Origin of the sequence: Pseudomonas sp. BF-R-19, from assembly GCF_019956445.1 — a bacterium.
Classification (GTDB): Bacteria; Pseudomonadota; Gammaproteobacteria; order Pseudomonadales; family Pseudomonadaceae; genus Aquipseudomonas; species Aquipseudomonas fluorescens_BH.
Genome location: NZ_JAHBDN010000103.1, coordinates 179,730 through 202,535, shown reverse-complemented (window position 1 = coordinate 202,535; position 22,806 = coordinate 179,730). Strand labels below are relative to the sequence as shown.

The window sequence follows — 22,806 nt, the reverse complement described above, 5'->3', positions numbered from 1 at the left end:
TCAGCCATCGATACATTCAGAAAGTGGCCACTTCTCTTAGCCCGGACACCCCGCACAATCGCACCCGGTATTGGGGGATATTCCCCGTCATCGGGGCTTTCATCCTGGCTTCTCATACGCCTGCTTGAAGCCAGCAGACAAGGGGAACGCGGCGTAGAGCCATCAGTCACCTCCTGTCACTTTCGGCGGGAAATATGCATCGTTCCCATCCCGGCTCGAAATCAAACGTTTTGCCAGCCGGGCCAGGAGCAGTGGCTCGTTGCCCATGCATTGCCACGCGCTCCGAGGAACCCGTCAGAGGTGTTTGCGATGAAACTGGATGCCGGAAGGCTGAAACCTAGTCCATTGTTCAAAACCAGGCTGGCGCTGAGTATCTCTGCTGCCGTGATCATGTTGGGGCTGGGCTTGTCCCAGGCCCGGGCAGTGCCCCTCGACAACACCGATCCACCGCCTCCTACCGACCCATCGGCGTTCACTAATCAGCCCGCCGACCCCGAAGCCGCATTGCGAGACTTGCTCAAGCTGCCTCCCGCAAACGTCGGCGCTTTTGACTTACCCAATGGTGTGATCGGTAACCGCCAGACCCCCTTGGTCGACAATGTGCTGCCACCCGATCTGCAACCCAGCTTCAACATCCCCACTAACGGTAATGCCAGCCCGGTGTTCGGGGCTCAACCGTTCACCCAGAAGCTTGAACTGTTCGAGGAGTTCGGCTCGAACAAACTGGATGCGACAGACCCGCCATCACCCGTTCCGTTTCCGGTTCCGACGCTGGGCCCCGCCCCGGCGCAAGATCCATTGAACGTGGCGCGTAGCGGCCCGTCGCCGGCTGCGCTGGACGCCTTTCTCAGGGAGCCAGCCTTGACGCCCTTCCCGACAGAGTTCTCCAATGTACTGGACCGCAACCCCTGGAAGGCGCAGATCGAGCTTTTCCTCAACCGCCGAGTCGACTCGCCCGCAGAAGGCCGGCCACCGGGAAAAGGCTGGTCACACCAGCGCTTCAATGAGTTTTTCCCGCGCGACGCCTTCAAGACTGTGCAAGCAGGCGCGCACGTCAACAGCGGCTTGCGTGATCGTATGCAACGGCATAACTACGCCGTGGGGGAATTTGCGCCAGGCGGGCTGTATCACAATCCCAACGGCAACCCGGTCAACGAGGGCACAACCAAGGGCATTCAAGTGCAGTTTCACCCCAACTTCCCTGTCCAGGACCATAACGCGTTGTGGACATTCGACGGCACCTTTCCGCCCAAACTGCTTCAAGTCCGCTATGGCCAAGCGATGCTGATGCGTCATTACGATGCCTTGCCCATTGACCCGTCGGCCAACCGGGGCTTTGGCCTGCACACCATCTCCACCCATGAACATAACGGCCACTCGCCCGCGGAAAGCGACGGCTTTGCCAACGCGTTCTTCTTCCCGGGCCAGTACTACGACTATCGCTGGCCGATCCAGTTGGCCGGTTACGACAGCATCAATACCAGCGCTCAGGATCCGCGTGCGGCATTCCCCTGCGACCCCGGTGAAATCCTTTTCGTCAACGACGCCAACCCCGGCTTCAAGACCTGCGACAACGGCACCATCAAGATCCGAGGCGACTGGCGCGAAACCATGAGCAGCCACTGGTTCCACGACCACATGCTCGATTTCACCGCGCAGAATGTCTACAAGGGCAATGCGACGATGATGAACTACTACAGCGCCGTGGACCGTGGCAACGAGGCGGTCGACGACGGGGTCAACCTGCGCCTGGCCAGCGGTTCGGGGTTGGGGTGGGGTAACCGCGACTATGACGTCAACCTGACGATCGCCGACAAGGCCTGGGACCAGGCCGGCCAGTTGTGGTTCAACCCCTTCAACACCGACGGTTTTCTCGGTGACCAGATGCTGACCAACTGGGAGTACGAGCCCTTCCTGGATGTACGTGCCCGCCGCTACCGTTTCCGCATTCTCAACGGATCGGTGTCTCGCTACTTCAAGCTGGCGGTGGTGCGTCAGGTCAATGGTAATGGTGGCGAGTTTCCTGGTCCGAACAGCTCCGGGGTTTCCTACAACCGGGTGCCGTTCCACATGATTGCGAACGACGGCAATATCATGGAGCACGCGGTGCCGTTCGATGGCAGCCTGGACCTCGATGGCGACGGCGACACACAGGACCACAATGCCATTCTGCCGATACAGGGCATTTCCGAACGCTATGACATCGTCGTCGACTTCGCGAAAAACGGCATCAGCCCGGGCGACAAGATTTACTTCGTCAACATCGAGGAGCATGAAAACGGCAAGCGTCCCGAACGTGACATTCCATTGGCGGATGTACTCTCCGGGAAGTACCTGCCCGTTGTCCGGCAAACCAGCCACGGGCCACAGTGGGTCAACGGTGACCCGGGCGTGGGCCTGTTCCTGCAACTGAACGTCCAGCCTTACACCGGCCAGGATGTCAGCATGAATCCGGTCGACTTCGAGCCCGCCAAGCCTGGCCAGCCCGAGGGCAAGTTCATGATCCCCCTGCCCTTGAACCGTGATGACCCTGCCGATATCGCCCGGCTTGCCCAGGCGCGGCACCGCACCTTTATCTTTGGCCGCTCCAACGGCACGGATTTCAAGCCCTGGACGATCAAGACCGATGGCGGCGAAGGCTTCGGCATGGACCCACGCCGGATTTCAGCCGCGCCACAACTGGCCACTGGCCCGACACCGGCAGGGTTCAAGGGTGAAGGCACACTGGAAGTCTGGAAGATCGAGAACGGCGGCAATGGCTGGAGTCACCCGGTGCATGTGCATTTCGAGGAAGGGATCATTCTCACTCGAGGCGGCAAAACGCCACCAGAATGGGAAAAAGGCGCGCGCAAGGATATCTACAATGTAGGCCGCCATCCCGAGAGCCTCGACAATGTCGAAATGGCCATACGCATCCGTGAGTTTGCCGGTACCTACATGGAGCACTGCCACAACACACAGCATGAGGACACGGCGATGCTGCTGCGCTGGGACTCTGAACACCCGGGCCAGATTCAATTGATGCCCACACCATTGCCCAGCTGGGACGGCGTGAAATTCGTGGCCTCGGTTGCGTTACCGACATTCCGTACGGGAGATGGTGTCGGGCCACAGGTCGAGGTCGACAATGACCAGGAAACCAGTAGTGGCAGCGGCGGCGGCAGTGGCAGTGGCAGTGGCAGTGGCAGTGGCAGCGGCAGCGGAGGCTAGCGTCGTCTATCAAACGACTGGTCATGGCGTCAGCAAACACAAGGAACCGGCTGCATGATCGTTTCAATCCCAAAGCCGCCTGTCATCACTGTCGGCTTTGGGTCGGATGCGCTCTCTGTCCGAGACGCGTTACCTGTTCGACGATGGCAATGACATGTTCATTCTTTGTAGTAGGCGCTGACGTCGTCGAGTTTCAACTTCGCGGGTACCGCCCGCTTCGCCGTCTCGGATCCGGTCGACAGGGGTACGCTCTGCGTGACGTTGGCCATCCGGGTGATTTCCACCTGCACTTTATCCTCGCCGAGCAGGTAGTCGGCCAGTTTCTGGGAAAACGGCCAGTAGTTCAGATCGGCAGTCAGGGTCAGCGGCCCGACGGCGTCGGCCGGCACCAGGAAGGAGAACTCCCCGATATCGTAGCCCTTGGGCAGAATGCGGTTGTCCGAGAGAATCTGCGTGGCATTCCAGACCTCGACGTCCAACGGGTTGCCGTCCTTGTCGCCAATATGCACCTTGAAATTTCGCGTGTTGACCTCGGTCTTGCCGTCCTTGATCGAACCCAGTCGATAGAGCTCGCGACCACTGGCATCCTGCACCCGGAAATCGATCCACATCTCCCGACCCTCGGGAAAGCCGGTCGGCAGCTTGTGCCCGGCGCCGACGTTGGTCACTTTGACCGCTACCGAGGTGTATTGCCCGGGCGTCATGGCTGCCGGCACTTGCTGGAACTTTATTTCCCCGGCACGCGCGAGCATGTCGCGTGCGCGTTGCGCGCCCTCCTCCTGACCGAGATGCTTGAGCATCATCGCATTGGCTCCGCTGAACCAATGCGAGGCGACCTCCTCGCGGTCTGGCCCCATGATCGCGGCCTTGCCTGCAAAACCCGGCATGTGGCAGCTCTGACAAGTCACATTGTTAAGGCTGTAGGTGCTCTCCTGCCATTCGTCATAGGTGCGCTCCACCGCCACGCTGCTGAAGGGGTGCGTGACGTTGTGGCAGGTGCCGCAAAAGTCCGAGCGCGTGTGCAGAGCGGAATACACGGTGTCGTGATAAGGCGAAACGGCATCTTTGCGCGGGCCGAACTTGGTCGGTTTGCCGTTCGCTCGAGGGCTCAGGACATAGGCGCCGTTATCGAGGCCCGTGCGGGCACTGATGTTGTGGCAGGTCTCGCAATCGACCCCTGGCATCGGATTATTCTTCGCACTGTCTTCAATCGAGGAGCGGTTGACTTGCGAAGTGATCTGCCCGGTCGTGAGACCGATCGGGGTATGGCAGCCGGTGCAGAAGTTATCGACCTTGCCCTCGGTGGCCGTACTCGCACGCTTGAGCAAGGCCCGATAGATGGGTTCATCCCAGGCCTGGGACATCATCGACGAGCGCCACTGCCTGTAGATCTCCGTATGGCAAGCGCCACAGACCTGGGCATTGTCGAAGTCCTTCACATTCAAGACCAGGTTGCCGGTGGTATTGGCCCGATGCGGAAAGAACGGCATTCCGCCAATCACATGCATGAGCCTGGAGCGTGCCGGCTCCAGCCACTTCTCATTGCTTTGATTGTCATTGCCCTGAGGTCCGTCGGCCGCCACCAGCGTGGCCGTCAGCAGGCAAACCAGCAAGCACAACAGACGGCGCAGCAGCACTACCTTGGAGTGGTTCATAACGACTTCCCCTGGACAGTTGCAGAGGATGACTGCAGCACTTCCATTGAGTCGCCAGGGGTATTTCATGATGCTACCCGATGGTTACATCAATCACTCAATGGGGGTACTTGCAGCTCCACGGCGTCCCGACACCTTTCATGAACGGGATACCCTCGCTCAGCAATTACCCTGCCATCGAAGTAACAATATTTGTCGGCATACCTGAACGCCCCGCAAACATTGCTCGGAATTTGAAATTCCCGAGCTGATGGAGACGCGAATCCTGCTGGGAATCCGCGCCCATTAGCGGGGGAGCTCACTCCGAAATCGGGGGGATACAGACCAGGGGCCGGTCCTGCGGTACAACCGCCGCACAACATCCGATAATCGTATTACCCTCCGAAGTTAATGAGCCGCTCTGATCCGTTACCTGGGCCGCCGACTCTCTATCGCTGCAACCTGCTGCACTTATGCACCTGATTGCAGAATAGGAAAGGGTTTCTCCGCGCAGTGCACCTCGCAACTCCGGGGCCACTCACTTTACTCGATAGAACTTACTCCCGGTCTTTCGTCGACCGGATGAGACTGCCCCGCAACTTCACAATGGCCTTCTGCATTTGCACGAAGTCGTCGGGATCAAGACCGGTTTGCGGAAAGCCGTCTTCGGTGAGGCCTTCGCGCAGTTTTCGCCCCTCTTTGGTGAGACTGATCCGCACCTGGCGTTCGTCTTCCGGGTCACGCTGGCGCAGCAGATATCCCATCGCTTCCAGCTTCTTCAGGATCGGCGTGAGGGTATTGGATTCGAGAAACAGCTTTTCGCCGAGGCTGCCAACGGTCTGGTTGTCTTCCTCCCACAGCGCAACCAGGGTGATGTATTGCGTGTAGGTCAGGCCGAGCCGTTCAAGCATCGGCTTGTAGGCCTTGCCGAAGGCCAGGTTGGTGGAATAGACCGCAAAACACAGGAACTCGGAGAGTTTGAGATCCAGGGCGGATGTCTTGTCGGTGTTTTTCATGGACGTTCTCTTGGCTCAATCTGGCGAGGCTGAAACTATACGTCGTACGCGATGGTATCGGAAGTGCGTATAAACACCGACGGCCGGCTCACCGGGAAGATCCCCGGTGAGTCGGCCGTGCAGTGGGTTATGCGGTCAGGACGTTGATGTCGACATCAATGTTGCCGCGTGTGGCCTTGGAGTACGGGCAGATTGCATCGGCGTTGTGCGCCAACTCGGTCGCCACCCCTTGGTCCAGCCCCGGCACCCGCAAGGTCAGTCGGGCCTGCAGGAAGTAGGCCGCGCCGGTCTGGCCCAGGTCCACTTCGATGTCGACGGCCATATCCCCCGGCAACACGATATTGCGTTCCTGGGCCACCAGCCCCACTGCCGCGGTGTAACAGGCAGACCAGGCCCCGGCAAACAGTTGCTCGGCTTTCGGGTGCGGCTGTGTGGCGGTAAAGACGTGGGCCGGCTGGGCAGAACTCGGTGACGACAGTACGATATCGAGGTTGCCGTTGTGGCCACCGACACCGCTGTAAGTGGTGTGGGTTTTGCCGGTTGCCAGTACTTTTTCGATCTTGCTCATGGGGATTTCCTCAGGATTTTATATTTCGTGCGATTTTATCGCATGCGATATTTATGACATTTAAAAAGACAACGTTCATCAATGGGTGTGTGCAATGATCCAGTTGTTGCCGTTTTGACCATGGGAAGCGTGAGCGGTCGAGATAAACTTTGTGCGGCGGCTTCCGGTGTTCATGGCTGAGTCTCCAAACGGCAAGGGTTGTTGTTACTTCTTATCGCTATCGATTAGATCGTATGCGATTGATTAATATTCAACCAAAGCCCCAATGATGTCAAAGCCTATTTTATGCCTTGGCGATGAGCGGTAGACGCGAGATCAACCTCGCTACCCTCCCCCTTGTCGAAAAGGATGATGGGCTTCTCACCGTCCGGCCCTGCGGGGACCTCTGGCTACGCGCTTCGGATCGCTTTCACGCATGACGATCAACTCGTTGGCGCTGAAATGAAATGGACGTATTTCACTCGAAAAAAAACCGGCCAATCGAGCCGGTTTTCTTTGACTTGTTGGTACCCGCACACACAAAAAACCCCCTCACAAGGAGGGGGTCTGATGTTTGAACGGTTCAGACGGTTTCACCCGTCTTTCCCTGGACTTTCGTCAGCTCAGCGCAGCGCGGGAATACCCGCAAACAGCCACGAAGTCTCTTGAACCGGAGTTGCTTCGTTGCGCTTACGCGCCCACTGGGTCAGCGCCACCATCATCGCAAAGCCGAGCACGATCAACACCGGATAGGCCATCAGCAACTCGGTGAGCGAATACTTCCAGGCCAGCGGTCGACCGACACCGAGCATGGCGGCATACAGCCAGGACACGCCCGACAGTGCGCCAGAGAACAGGGCAAACATTCGCACATTGATCTGGAGATCAAGCAGCGAACCGGCCTTCAGCATTGCCGGCAATACATAGCGGTGCAACAACATGCCGTTGAACGTCAGCAGCAATACAATAATAACTTTGGCTTGAAGTTTCGGATTGGCAAAATAGGTCATGCCTTTTTCAAGGTAATCAATACCTATAATCGCAGCTCCGGTGACCCACAAGAATATCAACGCATTGGCAACAGACTTCTGAAGACTGGCCATATGCTCATTGTCGTGCCCCGACGACACGCGACCTTTCAACAAATCCTTGACCATGGCGGCATCGCTGGCAAACACCAGGCCGATAGCTACGCAGCAAGCCAACAGGTGAACGTACACAACGCCTAAACGCAAAAACTCCATGGATTCTTTCTGGCCGATCAGGCCGATCATTGTATTAATATCCAAGACTACATCTCCACTTATTGCGGCAGTGCAAATTGACCATGCCCCAGGCATGCGAATTAATTAATTAATTACACCTGCACGATCAAGTCAGCATTGATTGAAGCAACTAAATAATTGGGTATTACAAGAGAGAGCGACTCGCCCAGCGAGTCAGTGATGACGGCATACTATCACTCCAGGTCTCAGGTAAAAAAAATCCCCATGCGCATTCCATTCAATGCAGATGAGGTATACGTCCATTTTTCTAGTGAGTGCAGCGGGTCTCCAAGGATCCGCCTGCTGGAAAATCAGAGCCCAGCATATCCCGATCGTTCATTTTTTGAGCACAAACATCGACAAACGGTACTGTTTCCAGCACCTGGGGATCCCTGCCCCATTGGCTGAAACCCGCGTCGCCACGACGCTGAATCGTTTCTTGTTCCCTGCCGAAAAAAAAACCGCTTTTGTGCTGAACTTTCGTCGCCAGACCCGACCAACGGCGAAAATTGCTTACCACGAAGGCCTGCGAAAAATTTCGAAAATGGGCCCGCTGGACTCTTTCGACCAGGCTGTCGGCAAGTTCTCCATCGCCTATGCCAATCAAAATGCGAAAGATCATGCCGCGCTGATAGCTGCGGAAAAATCAGGACGGATCAATGCACTCAGGGAATAAGAGTAATGAACCCCTCCATGGCCCTGCGAGCAGCAGAGCCATGGCTCGAACGGATCAGCCGCGAATGAACTTCAGCAGATCCTGATTGACCACATCGGCGTGCGTCGTGCACATCCCGTGCGGGTACTTCTCGTACACCTTCAGGGATCCATTTTTCAGCAACTTGCTCGACAGCAGCGCAGAGTCGGCAATGGGAACGATCTGGTCGTCATCACCGTGCATGACCAAAGCAGGTACGGTGATCGCCCGCAGGTCATCCGTGAAGTCGGTTTCAGAGAAGGCCTTGATGCACTCATAGTGGGCATTTGCCGCGCCGGCCATGCCTTGCCGCCACCAGTTCTGGATCATCCCCGGCGAAACAGCGGCACCCGGGCGGTTGAAGCCGTAGAACGGGCCACTGGCAACATCCAGATAAAACTGAGACCGGTTGGCCGCCAGTTGCTTGCGCATGCCATCGAACACCTCGATTGGAAGACCGCCCGGGTTTGCCGGGCTCTTGACCATGACCGGCGGTACCGCACCAATCAAAATCAGCTTGGCCACGCGCTTGTGCAACTGACCATGCCGGGCGACATAGCGCGTCGCCTCCCCGCCGCCGGTCGAGTGGCCGATATGCACGGCGTTGCGCAGGTTCAGTTGCTGTACCAACGCGGCGACGTCTGCAGCGTAGTGGTCCATGTCGTGGCCATCGCTTACCTGAGACGAGCGGCCGTGGCCGCGCCGATCGTGTGCAATGACGCGATAGCCCTGGCCAACGAAGAACAGCGCCTGGCTGTCCCAATCGTCACCGCTGAGCGGCCACCCATGGTGGAACACGATGGGCTGGGCGTTCTTCGGGCCCCAGTCCTTGTAGAAGATTTCAACGCCATCTTGGGTATTCACTTTGCTCATGGTCATGTTTCCGCTATGGGTGTCAGGAGAGTTGAAGGACGCGAGGGCAAGGCCGGGTGCCGTGGACAAGGCAACGAGGGCCGTGGCACTCAGGCCGAGCACCAGAAAATCCCGTCGGTCCGGGCTGACAAGCCCTGAATTTTCGCTATCGCTCATGGGTGACTCCGCGTCAGTCAGTGACACGGGAGCCGCAAGGACTCCCCTGTCTGGTCAGGAAATGGGGCATGCCCAAGGTCAGCGCCCTTCCAGCTTTTTCACGACCTCATCGGTCGTCATCACGCCGTTGGCGATGTAGCGGAAGTTGACCAGCGCGCTACCGTACCCGTCGCCATCAGGCAGCTTCGGGCCGGCGACGGCGTCACGTACGACAACCACCTCGAAACCGCGCTCCAGAAACTCGCGAAGGTGCGATTCGACGCACAGGTTGGACGCCATGCCGGCCAGGATGATTTTGTCGACCCGCTGCTTGCGCAGCTGCAGCATCAGGTCGTTGCTTTGCGGGCCATACAACTTGTGCGGTGAGGCGACGAGGGTCTTGCCGTCTTCGATGAAGGGTTTGAACTCCTTCATGAAATCGGCACCCGAATTGCGGAATCCGTCCAGCGTCAGGGCGCCCTTGCGGTCGAACATTCCCAGCTTGTGCTGGACAGTCTCCGCTGGCGCTTCGAACTCCCACTGATGATCGTGGGGATAGTAGTAGTGCGGCGAGATCGCTACGGTCGCTCCGGCCTGCTTGAACGCCGTGAACAGCCGGGTCAGATTCGGCACCAGATTCTGCTCGGTAACGCTCTGGCCGAAGACTGACCAGCCCGCACCCTCCGGGCTCATGAAGTCGATCTGCGGGTCGATCACGACCAGTGCGGTTCGACTGGCATCCCATTGAAAGGTGGAAGCCGGCAGCGCGGGCTTGGCTGGATCGGCGTAGGGGTTCTCGGCGGCGTAGCCGATGCCGGGCGCCATCAGGATCGCCCCCAGCAAGGTGGCGCAGGAGATGAGTCTGGCGGGATGAATTCGGTTGAAGGTCATGTTGCACGTCCGCAGTGTGGGGGTGGTGCATTCACGGTACGGCGAGAAGGCGGCACGAAATGGACATATATCCCTGGATTTCGGCCGACTAGGCCAGGCACCTTGCATGAGACGGCTGGGTTCAATGCCCCCGTGACCTTCCCGACAGCAAGCGCGTACCATGGCCCCATTCAGACTGTGGATGTTCCGTGCATGCAGCGTCACATATGTTTCCTGGTCTATCCGGGCTTCGTATTACTCGATCTGAGTGGCCCGCTCGAAGCCTTCTCCAACGCCAATCGTGCGCGCCCTTCTGGCTATCGATTCACAGTCGCTTCGCTTGAAGGCGGATTGATCGGCGCTTCGAGCGGACTGCAAGTCGCGACCGAAGCCTTGCAGGTGGTCGAACACCTCGACACGCTGATCATCGTCGGCGCACCCACCGCGCCGATCGATGACAGGATGCTGCCGATGGCAGCGGCGATACGACAGATGTCCCCGCGCTCTCGCCGCACTGCCAGCGTCTGTACCGGCGCCTTCCTGCTGGCCGAGAGCGGTCTGCTCGACGGTCGTGTCGCGACCACGCACTGGAACTACGCGCCGCAATTGCAGGCACGTTATCCGTCACTGCGCGTGGATGGAGATCGAATCTGGACTGAAGACGGGAATGTCTGGACGTCCGCCGGTATGTCGGCGGGCATCGACATGGCCCTGGCGATGATCGAGCAGGACCTGGGCAAGGAAGTGTCACGCTCCGTTGCGCGCATGCTGGTTGTCTACTATCGGCGCCCCGGTGGTCAGTATCAGTTTTCTTCGCTACTGGATTTCGACCCAGGCTCGGATCGGATCCGCACGGTGTTGAGCCATGTGCGCGATCATCTGCGCGATGATCTGTCAGTCGAACGCCTGGCAGACGTTGCACATATGAGCGTGCGCCAGTTTGGCCGCGTGTTCGCGGCATCGGTCGGGGTGACGCCGGCGAAAGCTATCGAGCGCCTGCGTATCGAGTCGGCGCGGCCAATGGTCGAGGACGGCCACCAGACTTTCGAAGAGATCGCCAGGTGCTTCGGATTCGGCGATGCCGACCACATGCTTCGCAGCTTCGTGCGAGTCGTGGGGCGCACGCCACAGGAACTGCGCCGCAGCGCCCGCCAGGCCAAAGACAATGGTGGGTCCGGAAAAAAAACGGATCAATCGTCCACGTAAGCGAAGACTCGGTGATCCAGCGGGCCAGGAGCTGCTGTTTCGCCCGATCAGCAGTCGCTCTCACGGCCCACCTTCACGCAATCACTCGCGCATACACCGATCTGTCGACGTTCCCACCGGATAGAATCACCCCCACCCTTCTTCCCGACATGGCTTCACGCTCCTCGATGAGCGCGGCCAGCGCCGCCGCACCGGCCCCTTCGACGAGGTTGTGGGTATCGGTGTAATACACACGCATGGCCTCGGCGATCTGGTCATCGCTGACCGATACGATCCGCGCTGCACCTGCCGCGTAGACGGCAAAGGCTTCAGGAATTGGCTTACGTACGGCAAGGCCGTCGGCGAAGGTGTTGGCCGAGGCGGTTTCGCGTATTGCGCCAGCATCAAACGATAACTTTGCGGCCAGGGCCTCACTGGAAACCACGCCAACCACCTGTGTTTGCAGACCCAGCGCATCGCGAGCGGCGATCACCCCGCAAATCCCCGATCCACAGCCAATCGGCACATAAACGGTATCCAGGTCTGGCGCTGCGTTGAACAGCTCCAGCGCATAAGTGGCGACGCCTTTGACCAGCTCGGTGTGAAACGGCGGGACAAGGAAGAGGTCATGCACGCGCGCAAGGCGGGCAGCCTCTTCACGGGCATCATCGAAATCGCGGCCATACTCGACCACTTCAGCGCCAAAGCCGCGCATGGCGTTGTTCTTTTCTACCGAGTTACCTTGCGGCACGACGATCAACGCCCGCAAACCCAATGCCCCAGCCGCCAGCGCCAGGCTCTGGCCATGGTTGCCGCGGGTAGCGCTGACGATGCCCTTCGCGCCCGGGTGCTCGCGTTTGAGCCAGTGCATGAAGGTGATACCACCACGTACCTTGAAGGCACCGGTAGGCGTGTGATTTTCGTGCTTGACCCACACCGTGCAACCCAACCGCTGAGCCAGCAAAGGCCAAGGGTACTGGGCGGTGGCCGGCATGACCTGGTAAACGCTGCGAGCGGCCTGTTCGATATCGTCGCGAGTCAGTCTGTGCATGAGTTGTCCCCCTGAGATTTTGCCCAGTCTGAACACGGGCGCAGTGTTCCGGCTTTCAGAAAACTGACCTGACTTTTGCCCCCACTCTTCACTACTATGGTGTCCATGAGTCATCGAAATCGCCCGCCGCCACCACTCCTGTCCGAACCGGTCCGCCGTATCGAGGCCGGGCCCTGGGCAATCGAATTACTCCCCGGCTGCGCCTACGCGACCCGATATGTCGCGACCCAGGCGGGAATCGGCTTCGCCTTCGACAGCCAGCGAGGCCTGCACGCCATCGGCAGTGACCGAATACGCCCCTTCGAGGCCGTGCCCAACGGCCTGGCGTTCGTCCCCGCCGGCTGTGACGTGCTATCCGAATCACCCCAGGGCGGTGAATACCTGCGGGTGATGCGCACCGACGGTATGGCGTTGGTGGGGGATCGAGTCTTCAACAATCGTATCGATCGGCAGGCCACTGCCCTCGCACGGAGAATGCGCGCCGCGCTGTTGCTGGCCTCTGTGGAGGACGATTGGGAAGCCTGGGCACTCGCATTGTCCGAGCGGGCGGCGGGTAGCGAAGCGGTGTCGACAGCACCCCATGGTTCGATAACCGGCAACCGGATGCGCTTGCTCGACGAGTTCATTGATGCAGGCCTCGATGGCCCGTTGAGCGTACCGGCGATGGCGGGGTTGCTTGGATTGTCCGAAGGATATTTCATGCGGGCATTCAAAAACGCTACCGGCAAAAGCCCGCACAGTTACCTGATCGACCGACGCCTCGCCAAGGCCCGTGCCTTGATGCGCGATTCGACTGCCACGCTGACGGAGATCGCCTACGCCTGCGGTTTCAATTCCCAGGCGCACATGGCGACCACCTTCAAGCAACGCCTTGGGGTGAGTCCGGCGCAGTTGCGCCAGTGTGCGAGGTTCAGTTAGCGCCAGGTTATTTTGATGTTTGCAATGGGCTGATTGCTGCCTGCCTTTGCTGACAGGCAGAAATCGGCGAGAGTTGCCGGTGGTCGTTGCATTTCGATTGTCGCCGGCGTTTGGCTAAGCTTAATAAATCAGGGCGAACTGAAACCTGGGTGATTGCAGCCATCAACGGATCTGGATTGGCATCAAGACGGTACTCCCAAAGGAGACGACTATGTATGCGGTTATAAGAACCTACCTGGGTACTGGAGCAAAGCAGCTTTTCGAGCTTCTGGAAGAGCGCAAAGTCGACGTCGAAGCGACCCTGCGGACAGTGCCTGACCTGGTAAGCTACACACTGCTGAATACCGGTGATGGTGGTACGTCGATCACTGTTTGCACGGACAAGGCCGGCAGTGATGCGAGCATGAAAGTCGCGCGTGACTGGATTCAGAAAAACACCTCGAATATCCACGCGAACCCGCCGATCGTAACGGAAGGTCCGGTCATTGTGCAGATCAACTAACGACCGATCCGCAGGGTGGTGAGTGCTATACTTTTTTTCAGATTGCATGAAGTGTGCAACGTTCCCAAGGGTACAAATACCGAGTGCTGCCGGACAGAGGAGGTCTACAGCAAACACGAGATGGGAGGTGTGGCATGAACCGACACTATTACATCAGTGACAATCTCAACGATCTTGAAAACGTTGAATATGAATTGGAAGCCAGCGGCATCAATTCCGAACAGATTCATGTACTCAGTGAAAATGTTGCTGATGTAGAAGAACATCACCTCCACGAGGTCAACTCGTTAATGGAACAGGATGCTGTTCACTCTGGTGAGATTGGTGCGGTGGTCGGTGTGCCACTCGCGGCGCTGGTGCTGGGTGGCGCCTATTGGATGGGTTGGACCGAGTCCGCCGCAGGCTGGATGCCTTTCATCTTCCTTGCCATTGTTGTATTGGGCTTCTGCATCTGGGAAGGCGGCTTTTTTGGGTTCCAGGTGCCGAACACACACTTCCGCAATTTCAAGCAGGTGGTAAAAGAAGGCAAACATATCTTCTTCGTGGATGTTGAACCGGATCAGGAATCGGTACTGGACCAGGTAATCAAACAGCATCCAAAACTGAAGATCGCTGGCACGGGAGCAGCAGCCCCCCACTGGACAGTGGCTTGGCAGCACAAATGGCATCAGTTCAAGCGAGTGATATCGGGTTAGTGCCTGGAGACTCAAGGCCATCCGAAAGCTGCTTACTGGCCAAAGAAAATGCCCCTGCTGAGGAAAATATAGTCTGCCTCGGTGGCCATCAGCCCGATGAGTACCAGTAAACACAAAGGTGGCACCAGTATGGCGTAGACCAACGCCAGGCGCTCCCAGGCCATATGCATGAAGATGGAGACAATCAAACCTGCTTTCAACAACATGAAAGTGATAATCAGGGACCACCGAAGGTAGCCATGGAAGTGGAAATAGTCGACAAGGTACGACAGCGTGCTGAGGACGAATAACAGCCCCCAGATTTTAAGATACAAACTGATTGGATGTTGCTGACCCTGAGCATGTGCCATCACCCGTGCTCCTCTACCATAAATAGAAGAAAGCAAAAATAAATACCCACACCAAATCCACGAAGTGCCAGTAAAGCCCGGCTATCTCGACGTTCTGATAGTTTCCGGAGCGCTCATAATCTCCGCGCCACACTTTCAGCGCCACAATGCTGAGGTAGAGGGCGCCGATTGACACATGCAGTCCGTGAAAACCGGTAATCATGAAAAAGCTGGCGCCAAATTGCGCCGCCCCCATGGGGTTCCCCCAGGGACGCACCCCTTCTGCGATGAGCTTGGTCCATTCAAATGCCTGCATGCCGACGAATGTCACACCCAAGGCAGCGGTGGCCAGCATCAGGGCCGTGGTTTTCGCGCGATTACGGCGATAGGCGAAATTGACGGCCATGGCCATGGTGCCGCTGCTACTGATCAGCACAAAGGTCATGATGGCGATCAGAATAAGCGGGATTTCCCTGCCGCCGATCGTCAATGCGAACACTTCACTGGGGTTCGGCCAGGCGCTGGTGATGGTCATGCGTACCGACATGTAGCCGGTCAGGAAACAGGTGAATATAAACGTATCGCTGAGCAGGAATATCCACATCATCGCCTTGCCCCAGGGCACCTGCTTGAAGGCCTCTTTATCCGAGGACCAGTCGCTGGCGATGCCCTGCCATCCCGGTGCAGGCGGCGAACCTGGTGGATTGGATGTACTGGATTCGACTTGGGCTTGTGGGTGCAATGCCATGGCTGTTCACCTCAGGCCGCAGAATCTGGCGATGGCTTCATAGGTTTGCGGCGTGCTGGCCAGCAGCGCGAATAGCACGAACCAAAGGCCCAGCAAGTAATGCCAATAGATGGCACAGAGCTCTACGCTGGCGCCAAGTTGCGCCAGTGGCACATGACGCAGAAATCTAGCGACGATCCAGCACCAGGCGATCAGCCCGCCCAGCAGGTGGAGCCCATGCAGGCCGGTCAACAGGTAGAAGAAACTGTTGGCCGGATTGCTGGCGACAAAGTAGCCCCAGGCGACAAACTGCTGCCAGACCCAGAGTTGCCCCGCCAGAAAGGCAATGGCAAAGACACCCCCCAATGCAAAACCAATGACAGTTGCGCCCCGCCGAGCCTTTCGGGCGGCCATACGCGAGCACTGCAGTGCCATGCAACTCAATACCAGAAAAGCCGAATTCAGCCATAGCGGCCGGAGATTGCCTAACGGCGCCAAAGGCTCTGTCAGGGGTAGCCAGTCGGCCATTTGAGAACGGGCAATAAAGGCGATCAGGAAGAGGAAGAATAACGAACTCACCACCACCAGAAACAAGCGCAGGCCTACCCTTGCGGTTTGCCTTCTATCGGCATCCTCGGCGGTCTGCATACCCTCAGGGTCGCGACTCCAGCTGCCGCCGGGATCAGCGCCGTCGGCGTTTCTCAATAGCAGCCTGTTCATGTCTTGATGTCCGCCTTGGTTCCGGCACTGAGTTGCCGCATGTGCTCCAGCTCCTCGGCGGAGACCGTTTGCGGCACGAAATCCTGCTCTATCCCCGGCACACTGTAGTCATAGGCCCAGCGATGCACGACCGGCAACCTCTCTCCCCAGTTACCGTGTTTCGGCGGGGTGTCCGGCGTTTGCCATTCCAGGCTGGCCGCGCCCCAGGGATTACTGCCTGCGGGTTTGCCCTTGAATGTACTCCAGGCCAGGTTGAACACGAACAGCAATTGGGAAACGCCGACGGTCAATGCGACCACCGTAATGAAGGCATTCAAGTCTTGCGCCGACTGCGGGATGAACGCGTAGTTTTCATAGGCGTAGTAGCGGCGTGGCATGCCCTGGAAACCCAGGTAGTGCATGGGGAAGAAGATGGCGTAGGTGCCCAGAAAGGTAATCCAGAAATGCAGCTTGCCCAGGGTGTCGTTCAACATGCGCCCGGTGACTTTCGGGAACCAGTGATAAATGCCGCCGAACACCACCAGGACCGGGGCGACCCCCATGACCATATGAAAATGGGCCACGACGAAATAGGTATCCGAGAGCGGTATATCCACGATCACATTGCCGAGAAACAACCCGGTCAGACCACCGACCAGGAAGGTGACGATAAAGGCCAGGGCAAACAGCATCGGCACGGTCAGATGGATGTCGCCCCGCCACAGGGTCAGCACCCAGTTGTAGACTTTCAGCGCGGTTGGCACTGCGATGACCAAGGTGGTGACGGCGAAGAAAAAGCCAAAGTACGGGTTCATTCCGCTGACATACATATGGTGCGCCCAGACCACGAAGCTGAGTACGCCAATCGCAATGATGGCCCAAACCATCATTCGGTAGCCGAAGATATTTTTACGCGCATGGGTACTGATCAAGTCGGAGACCAGACCAAACGCAGGGAGAGCAACGATGTAGACCTCCGGGTGGCCGAAGAACCAGAACAGATGCTGGAACAATATCGGGCTGCCACCCTGGTGATCGAGCTGCTGCCCCAGCGAGATCATCGCCGGCATGAAGAAGCTGGTGCCCAACAGCTTGTCGAACAGCATCATGACCGCACTGACAAACAACGCCGGGAAGGCCAGCAAGGCCATGATCGAGGCCATGAAGATGCCCCATACCGAGAGCGGCATGCGAAACAATGTCATGCCGTGCGTGCGCGCCTGCAACACCGTGGTGACGTAGTTCAACCCGCCCATGGTGGCCGCGACAATGAAAATCGCCAGTGAGACGAGCATCAGGACAATGCCCCACTCGACCCCCGGTGTCCCCTGAGTAATGGACTGTGGCGGATAGAGCGTCCAGCCGGAACCTGTGGGGCCGCCAGGGACAAAAAAACTGCTGAGCAACACCAGTACCGCCACCAGGTAAAACCAGTAGCTGAGCATGTTGACGTAGGGGAAGACCATGTCGCGGGCGCCCACCATCAACGGGATCAGATAGTTGCCGAAGCCCCCCAGAAACAGGGCCGTCAGCAAGTAAATGACCATGATCATGCCGTGCATGGTCATCGCCTGATAGTAAGTACTGGCGTCCATGAACGCCAAACTACCGGGGAAGCCTATCTGCATGCGCATCAAGCCGGACAACACCACGGCGATAAGCCCCACGAATAAAGCCGTCAAGGAATATTGAATGGCGATGACCTTGTGGTCCTGACTCCAGATATATTTGGTCAGGAAGCTTTTAGGCTCGTGCAGTGCCTCTGTTTCGGCTTGCTCCGCATAGGCCATCACGTCATTCTCCTGCCGAAGTTTCAGTGTATTCCTGGCTGTTTTACGGCTACTTCCCTGGCTCCGCCTTGTTCGCATCAGCGTCAGCATTCGCATTCGCTTTGGATTTGATAAAAGCGATCAGTGCATTCAGCTCCTCGTCACTCGGAGCCAAGGCCGGCATGACGGCTGCATAGCCCTTGACGATTTTGGCATTGGGATGAAGAACCGAATCTTTGATATAGCCCTCATCGACCTTTACGCTCGTATCGTCGGCAAGGGTTTCTGTCTTGCCAAACAGGCCCTGCCAGCTGGGGCCAACGCCCTTGTTGCCATCGACACTGTGGCAGGCCAGACAGCCAAGCGATCCGGCCAGCCGCTGTCCCTGCGCCACCAGGTCTTCACCCGGGCTCGACGCTTCGCCGGTCGAAGGTACGTCGTCTTGCCCCGTAGCACCCAGTGATTTGATCAGGGCGATGACGGCACCCAGTTCATCGTCTTTGAGAGTATAGGCCACCATGACCGGCGGATAGCCCTGTACCAGCCGGGCCTTCGGATCGAGGATCGACTCTTTCAGGTAGGCCTCGTCGACCAGCACACTGGTGCCATCGGCAAGCTGTTCAGTGCGGCCGTACAAATCCTTCCATCCCGGGCCGAGACTGGCACTGCCATCCTGGCTATGGCAGGCCTTGCAGCCGTACTGTTCGACCAACTGGCGGCCTTTTTCCAGCACGTTGTCTCGGCCGGGTTTGGCAGCTGTGGTCAGTGTCTGCGCAAAAGTAGGCTGGCCTTTTAGCCATTGATCGAAGACGCCCTGCTCTTCCACGATCATATGGCCGCGCATGTTGTAATGACCTACACCACAGAATTCAGCGCAAAGGACTTCGTATTTTCCGGTTTTAGTCGGCGTAAACCAAAAGTACGACACCATCCCTGGCACCATATCCATCTTGCTGCGAATTTGCGGTACATAGAAATCGTGCAGAACATCTTTAGCGCGCAACAAGACTTTCACCGGCCGATCGAGCGGAAGGCGAACTTCATTATTCATTACAAGCACATCGTCCTGCCCGGCAGGATCCTTGGGATCAACACCGAGGGGATTGGCGGAATCAACAAGCTTGATATCCGACTTGCCCAACTTCCCGTCCTGGCCGGGAAAACGAAAGGCCCACTGCCACTGCTGGGCGACCACTTCAAGTTCGTAGGCATCTTTCGGCACGCGGATGAAATCGTTGTAGACAACCAGGCCTGGCGCCAACATCCCGGCAATACCTACCGAAGTAATGATAATCAACCATAATTCCAGCTTTTTATTTTCTGGCTGGTAGGCCGCCCTGGAACCTTCCTTGTGACGATAGCGCATCACCGCTACCGCCATGAATACCGTGATGGCGATGAAAAATATTCCGCTAATGATCAGGGTGATGAACAGGGTGGTGTCTATGGACCCCCAGTTGGATGCTGCCGGTGTCGCCTGCCAAGGCGCTAGTATGTGGAATAGCACGGATGCAATAACGATTAGTATCAAGATAATTGCTATTGCCATTTCCTCTTCATCCTATTCCTGTTGTTCATTGGTTATGCAAAAGCATCGCCACTGACGTCCAAGCAGGGCCGACAAATACCACCCATCCGGGCGGCAAAGTCAGTAAGAAGTATAGAGCCATCGGCTTGTACCGCGAGGTCGGCAAGCGAGGCCCGGCGGCCGGCTATACTGAATTTCTGATGACGGACGGCAGAGATCGGCCAAAAACTGCCCCAATAGTCGAACCCTGCCCTTGTGCAGTCATCAAACATAAGTGATGGCATTGAGCAGGAACGATAGTTACAGAGTCCAACAACCCACATGGGAGGTTTCGTCATGAGTGCCCTGACGATCGAAGGCTGGTGCAAAACCAGCGGCGCCCAAAAGTCCACCCCGATGGGGGAAGTCCATTTCTACGTCGACGGACCTCTCCATGTCCGTCTGGAGGAGGCCGAAGAGCGCTTGCAGAAGACTCACGAGCCTGAAGCCATGGTCGATGTCGATATGGACTCGATGGATCTGATCATGCCCGAGGGATACGCGCCCTTGTCCGACTGCCAGATGCGTGTCTATCTGCAGCACGAACGCGGACAGTTCCATCTGGTCGGACACCGAGCGAGTGACGGCAGCTTGATCTACACCAATGCGGTGTTGATTGATCAGTTGCTTGAGTAGCAACTACGCGATTACCGGTATCGGTCTTTCTCCGTGGGGTGCCCCCACATGTGGGGAACCTCACTTTTTTTGGGCGGGGAAATGGCAGTGCCTTGACCTGGTTTGTAAACCCGGCCAGGTGCTTTTTTATGGCCGACCAGCTTGTTTCCCCCCCGATTTCCCCATGGAATCTGGAAAAAAAGACGAAAAAATCGGCGCGGCCCTCATCTGCCTCCCAACTCGCCGCAAAGCCTGTAATGGTGCTGGCTGCGCTATCCAGGCAGGCAATAATCGACTAGCCATTTCACTGCCGTTGGTCAGAACAATTGATCAAAAAATGAACGGATCCGGGGTTTTTCGTTCAGAATACGCCACAGGTGACACGGGCTCGCCCCCTCACCTGACCCCAGAAGCGGAAGTTAAACCTCCTATGCACCCAGTGCGATTGAGGTTTTTTGTTACCTGAAAATGGACATGATCGAATGACTAAAAGTTCATTCGCGAAACCCGCTATTGTCTTGGCAGCGTAACGCCGCAAGATTAATTAATACAAATTTCTGGATCCTCATTGCAATCAGCAACGGCAAATTCCAACTAAGCCGTACTGAGAGCCATGTTGATTCACCCTTATAACCAAGAGGTAACCATGGAACTTAGTATGCTTTCTTCGTCCACCGTGGAATATGTGCGTTTGGGCGTTGTATATTTCCATCTTATCGCCTGCTGTGTGGCAATCGGGCTGGTCTTGACCAGTGACATTGCAATGGTCAAGCAACTCCTGAAGGGGGATGCGTCAGGTCACCATGATGACGCGCACATGCAAAGCCTTCAAAAAACCGTATCGCTTGCACTTGTAGCGCTTTGGATTACGGGCATTGGTATTATCGGGATCGATTATGCCGGCAAGGGGATGGAGTATTTCCTCAATCCCAAACTGCAAGCCAAGATCGGCATCGTTGTGCTGTTGACCTTTAACGGTTTCCTGTTGCATAGCGCTGTATTGCCGGCGCTGAAAAAAGCCGGTTCGTTACTCAAACTTTCCTTCAACCTGCGCATGCTGGCGCTGTTCTCCGGCGCCCTCTCTGGCGTGTCGTGGTTCTATGCCGCCATGCTCGGTGTTGGTCGTCCGCTGGCCTGGAAGTACTCGCTGGTCGAGTTGCTGGCAGCCTATCCGGTTCTCATCGTCGGTGGATTCGCGATGATGGTACTGCTCACTGCCTGGGCAAAAAACAAAGACACCGAAGCGCGCATGGAGCGAGGCACCTGGTCACCAGGAAACGCCGCCCTGGCTGGATGGTGAAGCCAGGTTGAACACGGAAGTTCAGTTTCAGTAAATGAATTCCGCTTTTAGCTGTTAACAGAATCTCACTTGAGGATACCCAAATGAAATCCATGAAAGTTCTCTTCGTAGTCGCCACCCTGACCGCCTCTTCTCTGGCCATGGCCACCGGTGGTGGTGATAAGACCTTCGCACGCATGGAGTCGGCCCGGAAAATCTCGGTGGAAACCTACCAGGTTGCACAGAAACAGAAGACTGAAGCCGCTGTCGCTGAAAGCAAAGCCAAGGCGACCGATCGCGCCAAAAGCTGATCTGTGTAGCGCGTCCCCAGACCGACAGAAATGTGCGGTCTCAAGCCTCGAATGCAGCACTCAAAGTGCTGCATTTGCCGTTTTAGCCGAAACCCCGTTTACACAAAATTATCTTTCCGTAGTCTGCATGAAGGGGAAGCGATAGATGCCTATCTCCAGTGTGTTGAATCCACAGTCGTAAGCAGCCTTTCGCGAAGGGCTGCTTCACGCCCTGAGGAAGTCAGCCAACCTAAATCAAGACTCTTGAGGAGCGCTTGACCGGCGGAGTTCCCCTGCCGGCCGACGATAGTGAAATATCAAATACCCGCAGTAGTCATGGAGATAGGCATCTATCGCTTCCCCTTCATGCAGACTACGGAAAGATAAGCACCCCAAAGAACACCACACAGGGCAAGTATCAGCTCCGGATTGAAAATGTTCTGATCGACCGGTGCCACCAGGATTTCGCTATAAAGGCACAAGGCGCCCGCGATCAACGCAATAAAGTAGCCGGTCCGGGTTCTGGTCCGGCGCAGCAACAGAACCTTTTTCAGACCCTCGTCTTTCCATTCTTGAAGGGGCATGAGTTGGATCTCCTCCAGCAACACCACACCCCACAGCAACGCACACAACCAATAACCTATCATCATGATGCCCTCCAGTTTGAACATTGATTCAACATGAATGCAGCGGACGAAAATTTGTCGAGCGGTAAATATGCTTGATTGGGACGGCCACCACTATCGACGTTAGCAGGACTTCTTTGTGGAGATATCGGCCAAACGCTTGTAGTGATTCCACTACAAGCAGGCTGGATCCGGCGAAGCCGGGCATGTGCTGCGCATCATTGCTGCACCTTCGTTAAACCGCACCTGTAGTTCAATCAGGACGATTCAATGATGCCCGGGCGTTTACCGCAGAGAGTGGAGGATGCCG

The 22,806-nt window shown here is 57.1% G+C and carries 22 protein-coding genes; 9 read left to right on the top strand and 13 right to left on the bottom strand.

What is annotated here, in order from left to right; all coding sequences use genetic code 11:
- Nucleotides 1-309: 309 nt before the first annotated feature.
- Complete coding sequence (locus KGB28_RS28575) at nucleotides 310-3,210, top strand: multicopper oxidase domain-containing protein (protein ID WP_223448867.1); 2,901 nt, start codon at nucleotides 310-312, stop codon at nucleotides 3,208-3,210.
- 158 nt (nucleotides 3,211-3,368) lie between these two features.
- On the opposite strand, the gene KGB28_RS28570 is transcribed toward KGB28_RS28575, so the two are convergent.
- The 4 genes from KGB28_RS28570 to KGB28_RS28555 all read right to left on the bottom strand — a co-directional run bounded on the left by KGB28_RS28570 (nucleotide 3,369) and on the right by KGB28_RS28555 (nucleotide 7,681).
- On the bottom strand, nucleotides 3,369-4,865 hold the full coding sequence (locus tag KGB28_RS28570; protein WP_223448866.1) for a multiheme c-type cytochrome: 1,497 nt from the start codon (nucleotides 4,863-4,865) through the stop codon (nucleotides 3,369-3,371).
- A 536-nt stretch (nucleotides 4,866-5,401) separates the two neighbouring features.
- Nucleotides 5,402-5,860, bottom strand: a complete 459-nt coding sequence (locus KGB28_RS28565; RefSeq protein ID WP_008051025.1) for a MarR family winged helix-turn-helix transcriptional regulator — start codon at nucleotides 5,858-5,860, stop codon at nucleotides 5,402-5,404.
- A gap of 127 nt (nucleotides 5,861-5,987) precedes the next feature.
- Entirely contained in the window at nucleotides 5,988-6,428 is a 441-nt protein-coding gene (locus tag KGB28_RS28560; protein ID WP_223448865.1) for an Ohr family peroxiredoxin, read from the bottom strand.
- A 602-nt stretch (nucleotides 6,429-7,030) separates the two neighbouring features.
- Complete coding sequence (locus tag KGB28_RS28555) at nucleotides 7,031-7,681, bottom strand: hypothetical protein (protein ID WP_150724312.1); 651 nt, start codon at nucleotides 7,679-7,681, stop codon at nucleotides 7,031-7,033.
- A gap of 391 nt (nucleotides 7,682-8,072) precedes the next feature.
- On the opposite strand from KGB28_RS28555, the gene KGB28_RS28550 reads away from it, so the two are divergent.
- On the top strand, nucleotides 8,073-8,348 hold the full coding sequence (locus tag KGB28_RS28550) for a DUF2252 domain-containing protein (protein ID WP_223448864.1): 276 nt from the start codon (nucleotides 8,073-8,075) through the stop codon (nucleotides 8,346-8,348).
- A gap of 54 nt (nucleotides 8,349-8,402) precedes the next feature.
- Here KGB28_RS28550 and KGB28_RS28545 read toward each other — a convergent pair whose 3' ends face one another.
- The gene (locus KGB28_RS28545; RefSeq protein WP_223448891.1) at nucleotides 8,403-9,239 is read right to left on the bottom strand and encodes an alpha/beta fold hydrolase; all 837 of its coding nucleotides are present in this window, start codon (nucleotides 9,237-9,239) and stop codon (nucleotides 8,403-8,405) included.
- A 234-nt stretch (nucleotides 9,240-9,473) separates the two neighbouring features.
- Nucleotides 9,474-10,265 (bottom strand): cysteine hydrolase, encoded by a 792-nt coding sequence (locus KGB28_RS28540; RefSeq protein ID WP_223448863.1) that lies wholly within the window; start codon nucleotides 10,263-10,265, stop codon nucleotides 9,474-9,476.
- A 192-nt stretch (nucleotides 10,266-10,457) separates the two neighbouring features.
- Here KGB28_RS28540 and KGB28_RS28535 point away from each other — a divergent pair, with 192 nt between their 5' ends.
- Nucleotides 10,458-11,450 (top strand): GlxA family transcriptional regulator, encoded by a 993-nt coding sequence (locus KGB28_RS28535; RefSeq protein ID WP_223448862.1) that lies wholly within the window; start codon nucleotides 10,458-10,460, stop codon nucleotides 11,448-11,450.
- Between the two features lie 73 nt (nucleotides 11,451-11,523).
- Here the strand turns inward: KGB28_RS28535 and KGB28_RS28530 are convergent, their stop codons facing one another.
- Nucleotides 11,524-12,480, bottom strand: a complete 957-nt coding sequence (locus tag KGB28_RS28530) for a threonine dehydratase (RefSeq protein WP_223448861.1) — start codon at nucleotides 12,478-12,480, stop codon at nucleotides 11,524-11,526.
- Nucleotides 12,481-12,576: 96 nt separating this feature from the next.
- Between KGB28_RS28530 and KGB28_RS28525 the strand changes: the two genes are divergently transcribed.
- From KGB28_RS28525 to KGB28_RS28515, 3 genes are all read left to right on the top strand, one after another.
- Nucleotides 12,577-13,398 carry a helix-turn-helix transcriptional regulator gene (locus KGB28_RS28525; protein ID WP_223448890.1) on the top strand — a complete coding sequence of 274 codons (822 nt, stop codon included), beginning with the start codon at nucleotides 12,577-12,579 and terminating at the stop codon, nucleotides 13,396-13,398.
- A gap of 211 nt (nucleotides 13,399-13,609) precedes the next feature.
- Nucleotides 13,610-13,900, top strand: coding sequence for a hypothetical protein (locus tag KGB28_RS28520; RefSeq protein WP_223448860.1), 291 nt, complete (start codon nucleotides 13,610-13,612; stop codon nucleotides 13,898-13,900).
- Between the two features lie 134 nt (nucleotides 13,901-14,034).
- Entirely contained in the window at nucleotides 14,035-14,595 is a 561-nt protein-coding gene (locus KGB28_RS28515; protein ID WP_223448859.1) for a magnesium transporter, read from the top strand.
- A gap of 32 nt (nucleotides 14,596-14,627) precedes the next feature.
- Here KGB28_RS28515 and KGB28_RS28510 read toward each other — a convergent pair whose 3' ends face one another.
- Genes KGB28_RS28510 through KGB28_RS28490 form a run of 5 tightly spaced genes read right to left on the bottom strand, consistent with a single transcriptional unit; the run spans nucleotide 14,628 to nucleotide 19,668 of the window.
- Nucleotides 14,628-14,945 (bottom strand): cytochrome C oxidase subunit IV family protein, encoded by a 318-nt coding sequence (locus tag KGB28_RS28510; RefSeq protein ID WP_150723915.1) that lies wholly within the window; start codon nucleotides 14,943-14,945, stop codon nucleotides 14,628-14,630.
- Between the two features lie 13 nt (nucleotides 14,946-14,958).
- Nucleotides 14,959-15,672 (bottom strand): heme-copper oxidase subunit III family protein, encoded by a 714-nt coding sequence (locus KGB28_RS28505; protein ID WP_223448858.1) that lies wholly within the window; start codon nucleotides 15,670-15,672, stop codon nucleotides 14,959-14,961.
- Nucleotides 15,673-15,678: 6 nt separating this feature from the next.
- Nucleotides 15,679-16,371, bottom strand: coding sequence for a cytochrome c oxidase subunit 3 (locus KGB28_RS28500; protein ID WP_223448857.1), 693 nt, complete (start codon nucleotides 16,369-16,371; stop codon nucleotides 15,679-15,681).
- Nucleotides 16,368-18,140: a cytochrome c oxidase subunit I gene (ctaD, locus tag KGB28_RS28495; RefSeq protein WP_223448889.1), complete on the bottom strand. Its 1,773-nt coding sequence runs from the start codon at nucleotides 18,138-18,140 to the stop codon at nucleotides 16,368-16,370. The genes KGB28_RS28500 and ctaD overlap by 4 nt, the downstream gene beginning before the upstream one ends.
- A gap of 49 nt (nucleotides 18,141-18,189) precedes the next feature.
- Nucleotides 18,190-19,668, bottom strand: coding sequence for a cytochrome c oxidase subunit II (locus KGB28_RS28490; protein WP_223448856.1), 1,479 nt, complete (start codon nucleotides 19,666-19,668; stop codon nucleotides 18,190-18,192).
- A 315-nt stretch (nucleotides 19,669-19,983) separates the two neighbouring features.
- On the opposite strand from KGB28_RS28490, the gene KGB28_RS28485 reads away from it, so the two are divergent.
- From KGB28_RS28485 to KGB28_RS28475, 3 genes are all read left to right on the top strand, one after another.
- The gene (locus tag KGB28_RS28485; RefSeq protein ID WP_150723919.1) at nucleotides 19,984-20,322 is read left to right on the top strand and encodes a hypothetical protein; all 339 of its coding nucleotides are present in this window, start codon (nucleotides 19,984-19,986) and stop codon (nucleotides 20,320-20,322) included.
- Between the two features lie 625 nt (nucleotides 20,323-20,947).
- Entirely contained in the window at nucleotides 20,948-21,601 is a 654-nt protein-coding gene (locus KGB28_RS28480) for a hypothetical protein (protein WP_223448855.1), read from the top strand.
- An 83-nt stretch (nucleotides 21,602-21,684) separates the two neighbouring features.
- Complete coding sequence (locus KGB28_RS28475) at nucleotides 21,685-21,891, top strand: co-regulatory protein PtrA N-terminal domain-containing protein (RefSeq protein WP_223448854.1); 207 nt, start codon at nucleotides 21,685-21,687, stop codon at nucleotides 21,889-21,891.
- Nucleotides 21,892-22,220: 329 nt separating this feature from the next.
- Here KGB28_RS28475 and KGB28_RS28470 read toward each other — a convergent pair whose 3' ends face one another.
- The gene (locus KGB28_RS28470) at nucleotides 22,221-22,520 is read right to left on the bottom strand and encodes a hypothetical protein (RefSeq protein ID WP_150723922.1); all 300 of its coding nucleotides are present in this window, start codon (nucleotides 22,518-22,520) and stop codon (nucleotides 22,221-22,223) included.
- Between the last annotated feature and the right edge of the window lie 286 nt (nucleotides 22,521-22,806).

Excerpts from the sequence above, each read along its gene's own strand:
- KGB28_RS28575 (WP_223448867.1), top strand. The coding sequence starts at position 310 with ATGAAACTGGATGCCGGAAGGCTGAAACCTAGTCCATTGTTCAAAACC.
- KGB28_RS28570 (WP_223448866.1), bottom strand. The coding sequence starts at position 4,865 with ATGAACCACTCCAAGGTAGTGCTGCTGCGCCGTCTGTTGTGCTTGCTG.
- KGB28_RS28565 (WP_008051025.1), bottom strand. The coding sequence starts at position 5,860 with ATGAAAAACACCGACAAGACATCCGCCCTGGATCTCAAACTCTCCGAG.
- KGB28_RS28560 (WP_223448865.1), bottom strand. The coding sequence starts at position 6,428 with ATGAGCAAGATCGAAAAAGTACTGGCAACCGGCAAAACCCACACCACT.
- KGB28_RS28555 (WP_150724312.1), bottom strand. The coding sequence starts at position 7,681 with ATGATCGGCCTGATCGGCCAGAAAGAATCCATGGAGTTTTTGCGTTTA.
- KGB28_RS28545 (WP_223448891.1), bottom strand. The coding sequence starts at position 9,239 with ATGAGCAAAGTGAATACCCAAGATGGCGTTGAAATCTTCTACAAGGAC.
- KGB28_RS28540 (WP_223448863.1), bottom strand. The coding sequence starts at position 10,265 with ATGACCTTCAACCGAATTCATCCCGCCAGACTCATCTCCTGCGCCACC.
- KGB28_RS28535 (WP_223448862.1), top strand. The coding sequence starts at position 10,458 with ATGCAGCGTCACATATGTTTCCTGGTCTATCCGGGCTTCGTATTACTC.
- KGB28_RS28530 (WP_223448861.1), bottom strand. The coding sequence starts at position 12,480 with ATGCACAGACTGACTCGCGACGATATCGAACAGGCCGCTCGCAGCGTT.
- KGB28_RS28525 (WP_223448890.1), top strand. The coding sequence starts at position 12,577 with ATGGTGTCCATGAGTCATCGAAATCGCCCGCCGCCACCACTCCTGTCC.
- KGB28_RS28520 (WP_223448860.1), top strand. The coding sequence starts at position 13,610 with ATGTATGCGGTTATAAGAACCTACCTGGGTACTGGAGCAAAGCAGCTT.
- KGB28_RS28515 (WP_223448859.1), top strand. The coding sequence starts at position 14,035 with ATGAACCGACACTATTACATCAGTGACAATCTCAACGATCTTGAAAAC.
- KGB28_RS28510 (WP_150723915.1), bottom strand. The coding sequence starts at position 14,945 with ATGGCACATGCTCAGGGTCAGCAACATCCAATCAGTTTGTATCTTAAA.
- KGB28_RS28505 (WP_223448858.1), bottom strand. The coding sequence starts at position 15,672 with ATGGCATTGCACCCACAAGCCCAAGTCGAATCCAGTACATCCAATCCA.
- KGB28_RS28500 (WP_223448857.1), bottom strand. The coding sequence starts at position 16,371 with ATGAACAGGCTGCTATTGAGAAACGCCGACGGCGCTGATCCCGGCGGC.
- ctaD (WP_223448889.1), bottom strand. The coding sequence starts at position 18,140 with ATGGCCTATGCGGAGCAAGCCGAAACAGAGGCACTGCACGAGCCTAAA.
- KGB28_RS28490 (WP_223448856.1), bottom strand. The coding sequence starts at position 19,668 with ATGGCAATAGCAATTATCTTGATACTAATCGTTATTGCATCCGTGCTA.
- KGB28_RS28485 (WP_150723919.1), top strand. The coding sequence starts at position 19,984 with ATGAGTGCCCTGACGATCGAAGGCTGGTGCAAAACCAGCGGCGCCCAA.
- KGB28_RS28480 (WP_223448855.1), top strand. The coding sequence starts at position 20,948 with ATGGAACTTAGTATGCTTTCTTCGTCCACCGTGGAATATGTGCGTTTG.
- KGB28_RS28475 (WP_223448854.1), top strand. The coding sequence starts at position 21,685 with ATGAAATCCATGAAAGTTCTCTTCGTAGTCGCCACCCTGACCGCCTCT.
- KGB28_RS28470 (WP_150723922.1), bottom strand. The coding sequence starts at position 22,520 with ATGATGATAGGTTATTGGTTGTGTGCGTTGCTGTGGGGTGTGGTGTTG.